The following is a 15,493-nucleotide window of genomic DNA, read 5'->3' as shown; positions in this document are numbered from 1 at the left end:
ACGTATCAGTCTATTAAGGACTGGCTGGGGTGCAGTAAGGGTCAAACACACCCTTGGTGCAGCAAGTGAGTTTCACGATCCTGCTTGTTGATGATGATCCCGTAATCCGTGAATCATTTCCGGTTTACTTCTCTAAAGTTCCAGACCTAGAAGTTATCGCCACTGCCGCAAACGGGCGCAGCGCACTGGCATGGCTCAACAATCACACCTGCGACATCGTATTGTCTGATGTACGTATGCCCGATATGGATGGGATCGAACTGCTGAAAAAGTTGAATAGTTTCGATACCCCACCAGTCTTTGTCGTGATGACAGCCTACGACACTGACGATACGATGATTACCTCTCTTGCGCGTGGGGTGTCCGGGTACGTCATTAAAGGCCAACCACCGCAGATAATCATTCAGGCGCTCAGGGATGCACTCAACGGAGGGACCAGTCTCTCACCTCAATGTGTGAAACGGTTAGTTGCCCAATCCTCATGGGGGCGTTTCGCCGAACGAATAGAGCAAGCCTCCTTGACCGATAACGAGGAAGCCGTCATGCAATTGCTGTGCCAAGGAAAAAGTAACAGGCAAATAGCGAACGAGTTGTTCTACTCGGAGCCTCACGTAAAAAGAATGGTGTCTTCCCTGCTGAAGAAGATGGACTGCAGATCCAGGGCAGAGCTCATAGCGCTCTCATTCTGAACGGCCTATATAGTTGGCGGACCCACGCCGCTTAGTGCTCGAGTGAACCCACCAACCTTTTCATAGTGCGAGTGTTTTGCACCCCCATGTGAGTGCTCTTTGAAAAGTAGCCCAGTGTGGTCGTAGTTATTGTGCCTGATTTGTTTGTGGTGTTGTGAGTTCGCGGCCTTTGATGCGGTGGCTTACTCCTCGGTGTTGGAAGATTTTTGCGTGGTGGACGATGCGGTCGACCATGGCAGTTGCGACGGTGACGTCTCCGAAGCATTGGGCCCATTGGGAAAAGGCCAGGTTGGATGTGACGATGATGGATCCGTGTTCGTATCGGCGTGAGACGAGTTGGAAGAAGAGGTTTGCTGCGTCTGCCTCGACGGGGATGTATCCGAGTTCGTCGATGATGAGCAGGTGGTATCCGCTTAGGCGTTTGAGTACGGATTCGAGTCGTCCGGTGTTGTGTGCCTCGGTGAGTGTGTTGATCCACCCTGCGGCGGTGTCGAACAGTACTCGGTAGCCTTGCTGAGCAGCGGTTATGCCTAGGGCTGTAGCGAGGTGTGTTTTTCCGGTGCCTGGTGGGCCTAGAAGGACGACGTTTTCAGCGGTTGCGACCTAGGCGCCGGTTTCTAGTCGGGCGATGTCAGCGCGGTCGATGCCGGGTTGGGCGCCGAAGTCGAAATCGGCGATGGTTTTGACTGCTGGAAAACCGGCTCGTTTAACGCGTTGGCGCGCTCCGGATTCAGCGCGTGCGGTGGCTTCTACTGAAAGTACCGCGGCGAGGTATTCCTCGTAGGTATACGATTCTGCGCGTGCTTGTTCAGCAATGGTGGCGTAAACGGTGTTGATACGTGGGGCTTTCAGCGCCTGTGATAGGTGCGCAATCGTTGCTTGGGTGTCGTGGGCGTGCGTGTGGGGCATAGTCGAATCCAATCTTCTTTGAGGGGCTAAGCGATTGAGTCGTAGATGGCTAGGTCGGCTACCTCTACGTCGTTGTCTGGTGTGTGGGTGTGTCGTTGGGGTCCGGTGTTTAGCTGTCGCATGCGTCGTGCGGCGTGTCGGTGGGCAGGGTCGGTGATGACGTGGTGTTTTCCCCAGTAACGCCGGTGGCAGGCGGCGATTTCGCCGGATGGTCCTGTGACAGTGATTTCTTCTAGGCAGGTGCGCACGGTCACGAGCCTGTCGATGAAGGCGGGGTCGACGCTGTATTGGTTGGTGTCGACGGTGATGTAGTAGTTGCGTGGCAGGCGTACCGCAGGACGGATCCCGATCGTTGGGGTATACGGCGGAAGTGGACGCATGGACTGTTGGTCGGTGCGAAACAGATCGATCGGGCGGGTTTTCAACGTGGCATGGGTGCGGGTATTGGCTACGGTGCTAAACCATTCATCGAGCTGGTCTTGCACATCCTGCGGGTTGCTGAAGTGCCGGCCTGGGAAAAAGGAGCGCTTCATATAGCCGTTGGTGCGTTCAACGATGCCTTTCGATTCCGGATCTCTCGGCGGGGCCTGGACGATCTTGGTGCCGATTGCACCGGCGAACGCAGCGACTGGCTCACACAGGCGGGCCTTACCGATGCCAGCTTCCCGGTCCCATACCAGCCGGTCGGGCACGGCTTTGAAGTCACGCTCGATGAGCTGCCACATCCCAGCTATCAGATCATCAGTTGTACGAGTCGGAAGCAGACAGGCAGCGGCGAATCGGGAACGCGATGCCGCCATCACCAACACCGGGAATGCTCGGGGCACACCGCTTGCATCGGGCAACCCGCCGGCGGCAAAGGTCAGGTCGCACTGGATTTCACGCCCGGGAAGATGGGTGAGAGTGTCCACGGGGTCTGCGGGAAGATACTCGGGTCGGATCCGGGCAATGTTTTTGCGCAGCCACGATTCTGACCCAGTCCACCCAACGCGCTGTCCGATGACTTTTGCGTTAAGACGTGGAGTTTCAGCAAGCAACGCGCGTACTTGTGGTTCAAAAGCATCGAAACTCGTAGTTTTAGCCCGACGCGGCGGGTATTTCGGAGGCAAATCCAAAGCCAGTGCCCGCTCGACAGTCTTCTTCGCGCAGCCAACCTCGTTGGCGATCTTGCGTATCGATAAACCCTGCCCACGCAGGTATCGGATCTGTGCCCATTGTTCCAAAGAAATCACCCATCCAATCTTTTTCGGATGGGCTACTTTTCGAGGAGCGTTTTGGGCTACTTTTCAAAGAGCGCTGACACCCCACCTTGATTCAATCCTGGCACTCGGAGCTAGGACCATCCCTGAAAAAGATTATACACAATTCGACGGGCTGCCTGCCGCCCGGATTCTGTCAGAGCTACACCTGCGATAAGCCCAGCGATGCCTCCAAAGAACACAGAAGGGAACCAAGGCATATCAGTGTAAAAATGAAATATGCCAAGTGCCACTAAAAATCCGCAAATTGTTACCAATGAGCGCATTTTTTACCACCCCATGTAGGTGGCAAGGGCGCCACCTGCACCGGAAATGCAGCTGATCGCAAGTCCTAGTCCAATTTTCTTAGCGAGGAACTTTACCAAGGCCCAGTAGGAAACCCTCTTCTCTAAAATTTCCAGGATTGTATCGTAACCGATTACACCACCTGCACAACCAGCAATGGTTGTGGCAGTTGCGCTAAGAACTCCCTTATCGTCTTGGTCCTCTGCGGCCCTAGTCTGGACTAGTACTGAATTCAGCTCAACATCCATCTTCTTTGCTCAAGACAAGACTGTTTCCCGACCATTGGAGTCAATGGCTACCGCGTCACCATCAGCGTTGAACCCGTACTCAACTGTTCCCGCAGGCAAGGGGGGGAACCACCCGCGGACTCGATATCCTCATTGATTTGTTTGAGGTCATTTTCCGAAACAGTCTCTCGGTCTGCACCGAGAGTAGAGGGAACCTGGTGAGTCTCGACGCACTCCCCCTCCTGAGTGGCAGGAGCTGCGCTGGCCGTAGCAACAGGGAATGCGACGAGAGCGGTAGAAACAGCTAGAGGGAGGATTAAAGCTTTCTTCAAACGCATAAATAGATCCTTTCGGATTGATGAAAAAAGGGACAAGACAGCAGCTTTCAAGCTGTCCACCACTACATCTAATGGGAAAATTAAGTCTCTTTAACGTCTTTCCTCCGTCTGGCCTCCGTCTGGAAGGATATTGATACGAAAGTATCGACTTGTAAAGACCAAGGATTTAGAGGCGCCGACTCGATCCTTTTTCTTCGGCAACGGTGAATTGCCGGATCAAATCAAGCAGCTAGACACGCAACATCGCAATGCCACCGACGTATCTAAGGGGGCTTTCACCTTCCGATTGTTGGCCATAGCTATGACTATCAACGCGAAGGGTGGTGTCGGGAAAAACCACGAGCAGGATGTCCCTGGCGACCGTATTCGCCTAACGCGGTATCCCCCTGGACCGTGACCAACCTCTACCGCCAGGGGTCCGCTCTCGACTGGGCCGAGCGTGCGGCGACCCGCTGCCGTTCAACGTCGAGCTGTCGATCCCACAGCGCCTGGACCGCCAAGCCGCTTTAGTCGCCGATAACGAGATGATGTTTATCGACGTACCACCCGGAGACGAAAACGCGATTGAAGCCGCTATCGCCGTCAGCGACTTCATCATCATTCCGACCCGTTCCGCAGCCGCCGACCTGTCGCGGGTGTGGGAGCTGCGCGACGCTGTAGGCGGCACCCCGCACGTTGTCTTGCTGACTTTCGCCCGTAAAGGGAACCAGCGCGCTTGAAGCTGCACGAGAAGCGCTTGAAGCCGAGGACATGCCGCACTTTGAAACGGAGATCCCGCTGCGCGGATATGCACCTTACCTTTGGCTACTGCCCCGGCCCCGACATGCATGGTTACGACAAGTTGGCCAACGAGATTATGGAGATGATGAAGTGACCATCAGCAAAGCGCGCGCACGCGCCCAACAAGGCCCATGGACTAAGAAAAAGGCCACGAAGAAAAGCACAGCCACACCCACGAAGTCCGTCCGTTCCGCGTTCCACCAGCCTTCAATCCGTGATTACGTCAAGAAAATGACCATCGAAGTGGACCGCGATCTGCATGCTGAACTCAAAGCTATCGCCGCACGCAAGGTAGGCACCTTGCGTGAAATTGTCGGGTCGTGCCTCGAAGAATACGTCAAGAAGAACCGCTAGCTACTCATGCAGCTTTGCGGGAGCACCTGAGGCGGCAGAACTCCTGCGCCGCTAGCAAAGATCAAAAATACGAAATCTCGCCGTTCAGCGGGGCACTGATCGACGAGATTCAGGGGGAGTCAGGAGCCTGTTGGCAACCTAGATTGTGGTCCCAGCTGGGATCGAACCAGCGACCTTTCCGGTGTGAACGGAACGCTCTTCCACTGAGCCATGGGACCGTCGCGTTTTTGGCGCGAGGGATACATTAACACTGCTGTGGTAAAAGCCCCTAATCGCGTGCCCAAGCACGGTGAACGTGGGCTTCGAGCGTGGCGGCGGGGCAGGGGGAATGTACGGCCGGGTTCCGGCGCTGGAATGAGGGATGGATGGAAAGCAGGCGGCGTCGATAAGCGCGTGCTTGAGCACACTAAAAACAAGTCACAACGACGGGATTTGGTCGAACGCGGGGCGACACATTAGAGTTTCTAGTCGCACAAGTTCACATCGGAACGAATGCATGCGGATGTAGCGCAGTTGGTAGCGCATCACCTTGCCAAGGTGAGGGTCGCGAGTTCGAGTCTCGTCATCCGCTCCAAGTCCCCTTATGGGGGGCTTAAGCGCGATTAGCTCAGCGGTAGAGCACTACCTCGACACGGTAGGGGTCACTGGTTCAATCCCAGTATCGCGCACAAGGGCGAAAGCCCCGATGCGGATGTAGCGCAGTTGGTAGCGCATCACCTTGCCAAGGTGAGGGTCGCGAGTTCGAGTCTCGTCATCCGCTCCACGTACCTCTTGGTACTGTGAAAGAGGCGGAAATCGCCCACGGTGGAATGGCCGAGTGGTGAGGCAAAGGTCTGCAAAACCTTGTACACGGGTTCGATTCCCGTTTCCACCTCCATATTCATTTGAGTATCATCTGAATATCAAGCGCGATTAGCTCAGCGGTAGAGCACTACCTCGACACGGTAGGGGTCACTGGTTCAATCCCAGTATCGCGCACAAGAGCACACGCTCTTTGCGGATGTAGCGCAGTTGGTAGCGCATCACCTTGCCAAGGTGAGGGTCGCGAGTTCGAGTCTCGTCATCCGCTCCACACCACCCCACCAGCTGAAATCACTGTTTCGGCCGGTGGGGTTATCCTTTTGCCATGGCAGCATCCGATTCATCTGAAGCATCACCGAAGACGCACGCGGAGATCATCGGGCCGTCGACGGCGACCCAGGAGGTCCGCGCGGTAGCGATCAGCACGGCGTTCGGATCGTTCACCGCGTCCGGCACATCCGGGGCGCTGGGCAACGACGCTGACAAAGAAGTCATGCTCGCGCTGCGCGAGTGGGCGGATGTCGTCCTCGTTGGTTCCGGCACGGTCAAAGCCGAGGACTACGGCCCGGCGGACATTCCCCTGGCGGTCGTGTCTCGCTCCCTGGACTTCGACACCTCCGCGAAGCTCTTCAGCGGCACACCCCCGTTGATTCTCACCCCGGATTCCTCGCTCACCGACGCCGGGCTCGCCCCGCGCCGCGAGGAGCTCACCCGGGCGGGCGCAGAACTCCTCGGTACGGGTTCAGGCAGCGCGCGGGAGATCGTCGATACGCTCCGCGGAAGGGGTTTGGGCCGCATCGTGTGTGAGGGAGGCCCGTCACTGTACGCGGCGATGTTCGAGGAATCGCTTATCGATGTCCTCCACCTCACCTCCGCCCCCTTCGTCAACGGCGAGCCCTCCGGTTTGCCCGGCGACATCGACGTGGAACTGGAGCTGGAGGACGTCCACTCCGCCGGCTCCCACATCTTCGCCCGCTACCGGCGGGTGGGAGCGGGAAACTAGCTGGCGTTTAGTAGCTTTGGGGGTTGTGACTACCAGGACACCCCGCACGAACGTGCTCCGCTCCGCCTGGACTGCCCCCGCCCCGGAAGAGACTGGGGAGTTCCGGCATTCGGCATGGACGGCCGCAGCGAGCGCTTTCTTGCGGCCGCTGGCGGTTCTGCTCGTCATACACCGTGTTTTCGCGGTGGCGCTGCCGGGGACTGTGACCGACGATTTCACCACTGTGTGGTCGGCCGCGCGCCGTTTCGTGCTGCGCGAGCCGGTATACAACGAGCTCTACCACCACGTCGACCCGCACTACCTCTACAACCCGGGGGCGACACTGCTGCTGTCCCCGCTCGGGTTTGTCGAGAACATGGATGCCGTCCGTGCGCTGTTCATTATCGTCAACGCCGCGTGCATCATCGGTGCACTGGCGTGGCTGACCCGTCTCGCGGGTGGCAGCCTGTCCTCCCCGGTCTTCCCGGGAGCCGTGGCGCTGGCCTTCCTCACTGAGGCAGTGACCAACACGCTCGGGTTCTCCAACATCAACGGCATATTGTTCCTGGGGCTGACGGCTTTCCTCGCTTGGTTCCTCGCCGAGCGCCCGGGTCTATCCTGGGCCGCTGGAATTGTGCTGGGCTTGTGCATCCTGATCAAGCCCATGTTCGCCCCCGTGCTGCTGCTGCCCCTTCTGCGCTTGGACTGGCGCGCGGTCGCCGGCGGAATCGCTGTGCCGGTGGTGTTAAACGCTGTCGCGTGGCCGCTGACCCCGGGTGCGCGGGGCTACATCGACATCGTCGCGCCGTACCTGAGGCAGACCCGCGATTACGCGAACTCCTCGCTGGCCGGCGCGGCGGCCTACTTCGGCATGCCAGGTTGGCTGCACGCGCTGCTTTTCATCTTCTTCGCCGCGGCCGTTCTCGCCGCCGTGGTCTTCCTGGCCCGCTTCCGCTATTCCGCGCCCTGGGTCTGGGCTGCCACGACCGCCGCGGTGCTGCTCGCCGGGGTGTGCCTGCTGTCCTCCCTGGGGCAGGCATACTACTCAATGATGCTCTTTCCCGCCGTCTTCACCCTCGGAAGCCGTCTCAGTGTCTTCCGTTCGCCTGCGGCGTGGGCGGGAATAATCCTGTGCCTGTCACCGCTGTCATGGGTAGTGGAGGGCCACTGGGTACTCGGCCGCTGGATGGACACGTTCCTCCCCACTGCCGGCTGGGGCATCTTCATCCTCGCAGCGGCGGCGTGGGCAGTGGCTGTCAGCACCCCGATCACCGTGTTGAACCGAACCGAAAGGACGCACCACGATGCTGGAAAACACGAACTACAGCGACTGGACTGAAACGCAGTGGCGTGAGCGCCTGAACCCCGAGGAGTACCACGTGCTCCGCGAGGCCGGCACTGAACCGCCTGGAGTCGGCGAATACACCGACACCACCACCGAAGGTGTGTACCGCTGCCGCGCCTGCGGCGAAGAGCTGTTCCGCTCCACCGAGAAATTCCAGTCACACTGCGGCTGGCCGTCTTTCTTCTCCCCGCTCGCCGGCGACAAGATCATCGAGCGCGAAGACCGCTCGCTCGGTATGGTGCGCACCGAAGTGCTCTGCGCGAACTGCCACTCCCACCTAGGGCACGTTTTCGCCGGGGAGGGCTACGACACCCCGACAGATCTGCGCTACTGCATCAACTCCATCTCCATGACGCTGGAGGAAAAGCCGGTCCAGTAGCAGCGCGGCCCGGTTACGCACTGCCCACTCAGCAACATGAAAGATGAAAGGCGCCTGTCCACGCGGTAAAGCGTGGGCAGGCGCCCGTCGATAAGCGAAAATGGCCTTCTACGGCAGGGCCTCAACGAGTTCCGCGATGTCCGCGACGCGGCGGCCGGAGAAGAACGGCAGCTCCTCGCGCACGTGCAGGCGGGCCTCCGTGTAGCGCATCTTGTGCATCAGGTCCGAGATGCGGGCGAGCGTCGGTGCCTCGAACGCCAGCATCCACTCATAGTCGCCGAGGGAGAACGCCGACATCGTGTTCGCGCGCACGTCCTTGTACTCCGCCGCCGCCTGTCCGTGCTCAATGAGCAGCTGGCGGCGCTTGTCCGCGTCCATGATGTACCAGTCGTAGGAACGGGTGAACGGGTACACGGTGATCCAGTCCTGCGGCTCCTCGCCCATGATGAACGCCGGCAGGTGGCCGCGGTTGAACTCCGCCGGGCGGTGCAGGCCCACGCCGATCCAAAAGACCTCGAGGCTCTGGCCAAGCACGGTGTCGCGGCGAAAATCGTTGTACGCCTTCTGGATGTCCGAGAATTCCTCCGCGTGCCACCAGATCATCACGTCAGCTTCCGCGCGGATGCCGGAGATGTCGTAGATCCCGCGGACGACGACCTTTCCCTCCTCCTCGAGGCGCGCGAAAAACGCCTTCAGCTCAGCGATGATCTCCGCGCGGTCGTTTCCGAGCGCGCCCGGAATTGCGCGGAACGTTGCCCACTGCGCGTAGCGCTGTGTGTTGTTGAGCTGTTCAATGTCCGGCTGGGCCATGGTGGCGAATCCTTTCTTCCCGCGTAGGGAGGTCCAACAAAAGTTCTATAGACCGATCCTACCCCGCACGCTCGCGCAGACAACGGCGCGCCTCCACAGAATGGGCACAGGCTCTGGATAGCTTGGAACGCGTGACACATTCGGACCATCCGCAGCTCTCCGCCGCCCCCTCCCCAGCATCCGCGAACGCGCCAGCAGACGCGCCGCACGGGGAGTCCGCGACCATCCCTGCCGAGTTCAACGAGGCAGTGGAATCCATGCACCGCGCGCGATTGCGGCCGGAGATCAGCTTGGGCACCATCCGCCCACCGCAGCGTCCCGCACCGTTCAGCCACGCCGTGGGGCTCGAGGTGCAAGAGCTTGACGACGATGCCCCCATCCCCACCGACTCACAAGGCGACGCCTTCGGGCGGCTGATCCTCCTCTACTCCCCCTCTTCCGAGGAGTCGTGGGAAGGCTCGATGCGTTTGGTCGCCTACATTCAGGCGGACATGGACGACGCTGTCGCTTCCGATCCCCTGCTGCCCGATGTGGCGTGGCAGTGGCTGGGTGAATCCCTCGCCGAGTCCGGCGCCGACTACACTAACCTTGGCGGCACGGTCACTTCGACCTCCTCTGTCCGCTTCGGCGAGATCGGGGGCCCGCCGCGCGCCTACCAGATCGAAATGCGCGCTTCCTGGACCGCAACCGGAACCGATTTGTCCCACCACGTCGAGGCCTTCTCGAAGGTCCTGGCGCATGTCGCGGGCCTGCCGCCCGAAGGCGTTGCCGGCATCGACGGCCGCCGCTAGCTGATGCCGCAATCCCCTGACCGCGGTAGGTACACCCTAGCGTCCACCCCTGCGGATTACCGGCGCGCGGCCGAGGCGCTGGCCCACGGCCGCGGGCCCTTCGCCATCGACACCGAGCGCGCCTCCGCGTACCGCTACGACGACCGCGCTTTCCTGGTACAGGTCTTCCGCCGCGGTGCCGGGACGTTCCTGCTCGCCCCCGAGGGACACCGCGACGCTTTCCCCGGGATTCTCGGCCCTGTGCTCAACGGCGGCGACTGGATCGTCCACGCCGCACCGGAGGATCTTCCCAGCCTCGCGGAGCTGGGGTTGTATCCCGGCATGCTCTTCGATACCGCCCTGGCCGGCCGCATCGCCGGCTTCGACAAGCCCAACCTCGCCGCCATGGTCGAGGAGTTCTGCGGTGTCGTGCTGGAAAAAGGCCACGGGCGCGAAAACTGGTCCGAAGTTCCTCTACCGGACGAGTGGCTCGACTACGCCGCGGAGGACGTCATCTACCTCAACGAGCTCGCCGAAGCCCAAGCGGAACTGCTCGCTTCCGAAGGCAAGCTGGACATTGCCGACGAAGAATTCGCCTTCATCGTCGCTGAATACGCCGAGTGGGAACCGGTGCGAAAAACGTGGCGTGACTTGAAGGGGCTGTCGCAGCTGAAAACGCCCACCTCCTTGGCCGTGGCTCGCGCCGTGTGGGAGGAACGCGACACCCAAGCGCGCCGCCGCGACATCTCGCCCTCGATGATCATGCCGAATAAGACAGTGCTGGCTCTGGCGAAGGAGCTGCCCCGCACACCGCAGCAGCTCGGTGCGGTGCACGGATTTCCGCGCCGCCGACGGGGCGCTGTGAAAGCATGGTTCTCCGTGCTGCAGTCCGTGTACGACTCTGATCCTGCGGGCTACCCCGATAAATCGCGCCGTTCCGACGACGCGGCCACCGCCCCCGGGAAGTCCGCGTGGCAGCGCCACCACCCCGAGTCCTGGGAGGCGCTCCAGGCAATGCGCTCCGCCGTGATGTATTCCGCTGCCGAGCTGTCTATTCAGCCCGAGGTGCTGATCACTCCGGCGACGCTGCGCCAGGCTGTGTGGACGGCGACGCACACACCGGGCCCCTGGGATGCCCACCGTGCCGCTGTCCTGCTGCGGGGACTTGGCGCGCGCGAATGGCAGATCGCCGAAGTCGCCCCACTATTCGGGCTGCTGGAGACCTAGAGCGCCCGCTCACGCCGGGCACAGGGTGTCGTCGTCGGTGACTTCCCCGTTTAGAGGTTGCCGATCCACTCCTCGACCGATACACGGGCTGATTCAGCGTCAAGTCCCACGTCGGCAATGAGCTGGGATCGGGAGGCGTGCTTCGGGTACACATCCGGGAACGCCAGGTGGCGCAGCGGGGTATCCACCTCGGCGGCGCTGAGTACCTCGCCGATCGCGGAACCGATGCCGCCACGGACAACTCCGTCCTCGTAGACGACCACCATGTCGGCCTCAGCGGCCATCTCCACCAGTTCCGGGTTGACCGGGACGATCCACCGCGGATCCACCACGGTGATGCGCTGGCCCTCGCTATTGAGCTGGCCGGCTACCTCGACAGCATTCTCGGCGAACTCGCCGATTGCGACCACCAGCACCTTTGCCGGATTATCCCCGCTGTCCGCATCGCCGTCGGAAGCGGGGGCAGCCTCAGGCTCGACGAGAATATCGCAACCCCCGGGTGTCCGCCGCACAGTGTCAATGGCTGGGCCGACGTCGCCCTTTGGGAACCGCACCACTGTTGGGCCGTCCTCGATGGCGATCGCTTCCCGGAATTCCTCGCGCAGGCGGTCCGCATCGCGCGGCGCGGCGACCCGGATCCCCGGCACGATAGACGTGATCGCCATATCCCACACACCGTTGTGGCTGGCGCCGTCGCTGCCGGTGATGCCGGCGCGGTCCAGCACCAGCGTCACCGGCTGCTTGATCAGGCCGACATCCATGAGCAGCTGGTCGAAGGCGCGGTTGAGGAAGGTCGAGTACACGGCCACAACCGGGTGCAGCCCGCCGAGCGCCATGCCGGCAGCGGAGGTCACGGCGTGCTGCTCCGCGATTCCGACATCGAAGAAACGCGACGGGAACTTCTCCGCGAACGGGGTGAGCCCCGTCGGGCCCGCCATGGCGGCAGTCAAAGCGACAATGTCCTCGCGCTCGTGGGCGGCGCGCAGAAGCTCCTCGGAGAACACCGACGTCCACCCCGGTCCGGCCTCCCCGAGTGCCTCACCCGTGACCGGGTCGATGACGCCGGTGGAGTGCATCTGGTCGGCTACGTTGTTGACGGCCGGCGCGAAGCCGTGCCCCTTTTCCGTGGCCACGTGAATGATCAGCGGGCCGCTGTACTGTTTCGCGTACGCCAGAGCCGTCATCAGGGAGCCGATGTCGTGGCCCTCGATCGGTCCGACATATTTCATGCCAAGGTCCTGGAACATCTGTGTGGGCACCACCTGGTGGCGGATGCCCTCCTTGACAGCCTGTAGCGCGCCGAAGGCCCGCTCCCCGACCCAACCCATGGACTTGAGTGTGCGCTTGCCCTGCTCCATGACTTCGTCGTAGCCCGGTTGAATCCGGATCTGCGCTATCTGGGAGCGCAGCTCGTCCAGGTTCCGCGCGAAACCACCGATTGTCGGCGAGTAGGAGCGGCCGTTGTCGTTGACCACGACGACCACGTTTCGGTCGCTTTCAGCGATATTGTTCAGTGCTTCCCAGCACATGCCTCCGGTCAGCGCGCCATCGCCGACCACGGCAACCACGTTCTGGTCGCCGTTGCCGTGAAGCACCTTCGCCTTTGACAAACCGTCGGCGTACGAAAGCGCGGCGGATGCGTGGGAGGATTCCGTCCAATCGTGCTCCGACTCGGTGCGGCTCGTGTAACCGGACAGGCCTCCCTTCTTGCGGAGGGTGTCGAATTGGTCGGCACGCCCGGTGAGGATCTTGTGCACGTACGACTGGTGGGATGTGTCGAAGATGATGGGCTCGTCCGGCGAGTCGAAAACCGCGTGCAGCGCGATACTCAACTCCACGACACCCAAATTCGGGCCGAGGTGTCCGCCAGTGGCCGAGACTTTCTGGATGAGGAATTCGCGGATTTCGCGCGCGAGCCCGTCAAGCTCGTCCGCGGACATGCTCTTCAGGTCAGCGGGAAGGTCGAGGTGGTCAAGCCTACTCACTGTTCGTCTTGGCTCCTTCTCGGCGAAGTCTCTCCGCCGCGCGTTCTGCCTGGTTCGGTCCACTGCGCGGCGGACTCGAATGTTCTGATCGAGTCTACACCGCAGGTGGCCGAAACCATTATTCACCGGGGGGCGGGAATCAGGCTCGTAAGGACTTCGAAGTGGTGCGTGTTCGGGAAGGCGTCGATAAGCGCCATGCGTTCGACGACGTACCCGGACTCGCCCCAGGACGCGAGATCGCGCGCGAAAGTGGCGGGATCGCACCCGATGTGGATGACGCGCTGCGGGTTCCGCCCGGCGACAGCCTTGACGACGTCCGCGCCCGCACCCGTGCGCGGCGGGTCGAGCACGACCAACCCCGGGTCGGGCAGGCCGTCGATGCTCGTCTCGACCTTGCTGTTGCGCACCTCCACGTCGTACCTCTCAAGCGCGGGCTGCCGGTCGCGCGTCGCGGCCGCAGAGTAGTCGACGCTGACCACGTGCGCGCCCGAACCGATCGCGGCACTGATCTCCGGCACGAACAGGCCGACCCCGCCGTAGAGGTCCCAGCCGACCGGGCGGGTGTACGTGTCCCCCGCCCAATCCGCGATGTAGCGGCAATAGGTCGCCGGTGCCGTGGTGTGCGCCTGCCAGAACGCCGTCGGCGGGAAGCGGAAAACCGATTCCTCGGTGCCGCTGTCCACCGGCGCGGGAACCGCCTCCGTCACGGCGGCACCGCCCTCGATTCTCGTTTCGATGTGCTCGATGCGCTTGCCGCGCTGTGCGCGTTGCGTCTCGACGACGTGCCGCTCACCCCGCGAATCCACCACAACGACGAGCTCCGCGCCCGGGGTGAACGCACGCGCCTCGGGGCCGACGATGCCGTCGAGCGCCTCCTGGTTGACCTGGGTGCAGCGCACATCGGAAACGACTTCATGGCTGCGCGCCCGCCGCATTCCGGCACGGCCGTTGTCCCCGACACCGAGCCGGACGCGCGTGCGCCAGCCGGTGAGCGGCGCGAGGGTGTCCTGTTCCAAGTCGATGGCCAGGTCGAATCCGGTGAGCACGCCACTCGAGCGGGCGAATTTGTCGAGCTGTCCGACGAGAATTTCCCGCTTCAGCCGTTCCTGCGCTGCCGGGGCGATATGGGAATAGTCGCAGCAGCCGGCGCCGGCCTGAGCCGCCGGGCACACCGGGTCCACCCGGTCCGGGGAAGCAGCCACGATGGATTGCGCCTCACCGCGCGCCCAGTTCTTCTTCACGCGTGTCAGGCGCACCATGGCGGTATCCCCCGGAATGGCCCCGGAGACGAACACCACCCTGCCGTCCGGCGCGTGGGCGATCGCCTCGCCGCCGTGCGCCATCGTCGTCGGGGTCAGCATGAGCTCCTCCCCCACGCTCAGCGTCGGGGTGGCCGCGGGTGCTGGCTCGGCCGGGTCCACGGGTCGTTCGTCCATTTCTGTGTGATTCGCCTACCTGTTGAGTGTCTGTGTCGGGTTTAGTTCTCCGGGTTCTGGTTTTGGTCCTGGCCCTGGTTCTGCTGCTGTTGCTGCTGAGCCATCGCCTGCTGGAGCTGCGCTGCGAGCTGCGCGGGCAGCTCGACCGGAAGCGAGTTACCGGCGAGCACCGGGGCGGTGCCGCGGTAGATGAAGGAACGGGCGATGATCTCATGGGCAAGTTCCGCCAGCTGGTCTTCCTTGCCGCGGGGTGCGGCGAGAGTGACCCGGTACAGCCAACGCGGCCCCTCGATGCCGACGATGCGGATGACGCCGTTGGCTCCGCGGCCCACGACCTCGCGGCCCCACGGGCCCTTCTCGAACTCGGCGGGCATGCCTTCTCCGCGCATGCCCTCGATGATCTCGTCGCTCGACTCTTCCCACATGCCGCCGGAATTCGGTGCCGCGAAAGCGACAGGCGTGACACGGCCGAATTCGGTGACCACGTGAAGCATGCGCGGGCCCTGCTCCCCCATCTCCACCTGCACCTGGGAGCCCTTCGGCAGCGGAAGTTGGATGGAACCGAGGTTGAGAATGCCTTCCGCGAAATCGCTGAAGTCGAAGTCCTTGATGTCCACGTTGTCCCCGTCGAACGGGCCTGTGTCACCGCCGACGGCATCGTGCTCGATCGTCACAGGACCGGTGTACGTCGATTCGGTGGTCGCCGGCGCGGTCTCGCCGATCTCGGCCGCCGCAGAGGCATCCGCCTCCGTGTCCGCCACAGCAGCTTCCCTGACCGGCTCCGCAGCCGGTTCAGCGGTGCCAGCCGGTGTGGCCGGCTCCTGCTCCGGTGCCGCTTCGTCGGTGACGTTGTCTGCGTCCTGGCTGTCGGTCGCGCTCACCGGTTCAGCGTCCTGCTGCTTTTTTTTCTTGCCAAA

The 15,493-nt window shown here is 62.1% G+C and carries 14 protein-coding genes, 7 tRNA genes and 1 pseudogene; 14 read left to right on the top strand and 8 right to left on the bottom strand.

From position 1 onward, the window contains the following. Positions 1–65: 65 nt before the first annotated feature. On the top strand, positions 66–689 hold the full coding sequence (locus QYR03_RS01540) for a response regulator transcription factor (protein ID WP_301712344.1): 624 nt from the start codon (positions 66–68) through the stop codon (positions 687–689). A 126-nt stretch (positions 690–815) separates the two neighbouring features. On the opposite strand, the pseudogene istB reads toward QYR03_RS01540, so the two are convergent. The 3 genes and pseudogenes from istB to QYR03_RS01525 all read right to left on the bottom strand — a co-directional run bounded on the left by istB (position 816) and on the right by QYR03_RS01525 (position 3,390). Beyond that, positions 816–1,598, bottom strand: a pseudogene (gene istB, locus QYR03_RS01535) (IS21-like element helper ATPase IstB). 26 nt (positions 1,599–1,624) lie between these two features. Continuing rightward, positions 1,625–2,830 carry an IS21 family transposase gene (gene istA, locus QYR03_RS01530; protein ID WP_301712343.1) on the bottom strand — a complete coding sequence of 402 codons (1,206 nt, stop codon included), beginning with the start codon at positions 2,828–2,830 and terminating at the stop codon, positions 1,625–1,627. 296 nt (positions 2,831–3,126) lie between these two features. Then, positions 3,127–3,390 (bottom strand): hypothetical protein, encoded by a 264-nt coding sequence (locus QYR03_RS01525; RefSeq protein ID WP_259850557.1) that lies wholly within the window; start codon positions 3,388–3,390, stop codon positions 3,127–3,129. 841 nt (positions 3,391–4,231) lie between these two features. On the opposite strand from QYR03_RS01525, the gene QYR03_RS01520 reads away from it, so the two are divergent. After that, positions 4,232–4,426 (top strand): hypothetical protein, encoded by a 195-nt coding sequence (locus tag QYR03_RS01520; RefSeq protein WP_259850554.1) that lies wholly within the window; start codon positions 4,232–4,234, stop codon positions 4,424–4,426. 151 nt (positions 4,427–4,577) lie between these two features. Further along, positions 4,578–4,841, top strand: coding sequence for a hypothetical protein (locus QYR03_RS01515; RefSeq protein ID WP_259850552.1), 264 nt, complete (start codon positions 4,578–4,580; stop codon positions 4,839–4,841). Between the two features lie 146 nt (positions 4,842–4,987). Here the strand turns inward: QYR03_RS01515 and QYR03_RS01510 are convergent. Then, positions 4,988–5,059: transfer RNA gene (locus QYR03_RS01510), tRNA-Val, on the bottom strand. Between the two features lie 280 nt (positions 5,060–5,339). On the opposite strand from QYR03_RS01510, the gene QYR03_RS01505 reads away from it, so the two are divergent. From QYR03_RS01505 to msrB, 9 genes are all read left to right on the top strand, one after another. After that, positions 5,340–5,415, top strand: a tRNA-Gly gene (locus QYR03_RS01505). Between the two features lie 22 nt (positions 5,416–5,437). Next, positions 5,438–5,509 (top strand) — tRNA-Val (locus QYR03_RS01500). 19 nt (positions 5,510–5,528) lie between these two features. Further along, a tRNA-Gly gene (locus QYR03_RS01495) sits at positions 5,529–5,604 on the top strand. A gap of 40 nt (positions 5,605–5,644) precedes the next feature. Beyond that, positions 5,645–5,718 (top strand) — tRNA-Cys (locus tag QYR03_RS01490). A 29-nt stretch (positions 5,719–5,747) separates the two neighbouring features. Then, a tRNA-Val gene (locus QYR03_RS01485) sits at positions 5,748–5,819 on the top strand. An 18-nt stretch (positions 5,820–5,837) separates the two neighbouring features. Then, a tRNA-Gly gene (locus tag QYR03_RS01480) sits at positions 5,838–5,913 on the top strand. A 54-nt stretch (positions 5,914–5,967) separates the two neighbouring features. After that, on the top strand, positions 5,968–6,645 hold the full coding sequence (locus QYR03_RS01475) for a dihydrofolate reductase family protein (protein WP_301712342.1): 678 nt from the start codon (positions 5,968–5,970) through the stop codon (positions 6,643–6,645). Between the two features lie 25 nt (positions 6,646–6,670). Continuing rightward, complete coding sequence (locus tag QYR03_RS01470) at positions 6,671–7,963, top strand: glycosyltransferase family 87 protein (RefSeq protein WP_259850548.1); 1,293 nt, start codon at positions 6,671–6,673, stop codon at positions 7,961–7,963. Further along, positions 7,929–8,348: a peptide-methionine (R)-S-oxide reductase MsrB gene (gene msrB, locus QYR03_RS01465; RefSeq protein ID WP_259850547.1), complete on the top strand. Its 420-nt coding sequence runs from the start codon at positions 7,929–7,931 to the stop codon at positions 8,346–8,348. The genes QYR03_RS01470 and msrB overlap by 35 nt, the downstream gene beginning before the upstream one ends. A gap of 108 nt (positions 8,349–8,456) precedes the next feature. Here the strand turns inward: msrB and hemQ are convergent, their stop codons facing one another. After that, the gene (gene hemQ, locus QYR03_RS01460; protein WP_259850545.1) at positions 8,457–9,158 is read right to left on the bottom strand and encodes a hydrogen peroxide-dependent heme synthase; all 702 of its coding nucleotides are present in this window, start codon (positions 9,156–9,158) and stop codon (positions 8,457–8,459) included. A gap of 224 nt (positions 9,159–9,382) precedes the next feature. On the opposite strand from hemQ, the gene QYR03_RS01455 reads away from it, so the two are divergent. Beyond that, positions 9,383–9,949 carry a DUF3000 domain-containing protein gene (locus tag QYR03_RS01455; RefSeq protein ID WP_259850844.1) on the top strand — a complete coding sequence of 189 codons (567 nt, stop codon included), beginning with the start codon at positions 9,383–9,385 and terminating at the stop codon, positions 9,947–9,949. Positions 9,950–9,952: 3 nt separating this feature from the next. Continuing rightward, positions 9,953–11,155, top strand: a complete 1,203-nt coding sequence (locus tag QYR03_RS01450; RefSeq protein ID WP_259850543.1) for an HRDC domain-containing protein — start codon at positions 9,953–9,955, stop codon at positions 11,153–11,155. Between the two features lie 50 nt (positions 11,156–11,205). On the opposite strand, the gene dxs is transcribed toward QYR03_RS01450, so the two are convergent. The 3 genes from dxs to QYR03_RS01435 form a co-directional block, all read right to left on the bottom strand. Continuing rightward, positions 11,206–13,095: a 1-deoxy-D-xylulose-5-phosphate synthase gene (dxs, locus tag QYR03_RS01445; RefSeq protein ID WP_301978968.1), complete on the bottom strand. Its 1,890-nt coding sequence runs from the start codon at positions 13,093–13,095 to the stop codon at positions 11,206–11,208. 167 nt (positions 13,096–13,262) lie between these two features. Next, a complete protein-coding gene (locus QYR03_RS01440) occupies positions 13,263–14,576 on the bottom strand; it encodes a class I SAM-dependent RNA methyltransferase (RefSeq protein WP_301712341.1) in 1,314 nt (437 codons plus the stop codon). 41 nt (positions 14,577–14,617) lie between these two features. Next, positions 14,618–15,457: a DUF3710 domain-containing protein gene (locus QYR03_RS01435; protein WP_301978739.1), complete on the bottom strand. Its 840-nt coding sequence runs from the start codon at positions 15,455–15,457 to the stop codon at positions 14,618–14,620. Positions 15,458–15,493 lie beyond the last annotated feature (36 nt).

It is taken from the genome of Corynebacterium sp. P4-C1, from assembly GCF_030503595.1.
GTDB lineage: Bacteria > Actinomycetota > Actinomycetes > Mycobacteriales > Mycobacteriaceae > Corynebacterium.
The sequence above is the reverse complement of the archived record's forward strand: the minus strand, read 5'-3'. Positions and strand labels throughout refer to the sequence as shown.

Coding starts and splice junctions, on each gene's coding strand:
- QYR03_RS01525 (WP_259850557.1), bottom strand. CDS start 3,390: ATGGATGTTGAGCTGAATTCAGTACTAGTCCAGACTAGGGCCGCAGAG.
- QYR03_RS01520 (WP_259850554.1), top strand. CDS start 4,232: ATGATGTTTATCGACGTACCACCCGGAGACGAAAACGCGATTGAAGCC.
- QYR03_RS01475 (WP_301712342.1), top strand. CDS start 5,968: ATGGCAGCATCCGATTCATCTGAAGCATCACCGAAGACGCACGCGGAG.
- msrB (WP_259850547.1), top strand. CDS start 7,929: ATGCTGGAAAACACGAACTACAGCGACTGGACTGAAACGCAGTGGCGT.
- hemQ (WP_259850545.1), bottom strand. CDS start 9,158: ATGGCCCAGCCGGACATTGAACAGCTCAACAACACACAGCGCTACGCG.
- QYR03_RS01450 (WP_259850543.1), top strand. CDS start 9,953: ATGCCGCAATCCCCTGACCGCGGTAGGTACACCCTAGCGTCCACCCCT.
- dxs (WP_301978968.1), bottom strand. CDS start 13,095: ATGTCCGCGGACGAGCTTGACGGGCTCGCGCGCGAAATCCGCGAATTC.
- QYR03_RS01440 (WP_301712341.1), bottom strand. CDS start 14,576: ATGGACGAACGACCCGTGGACCCGGCCGAGCCAGCACCCGCGGCCACC.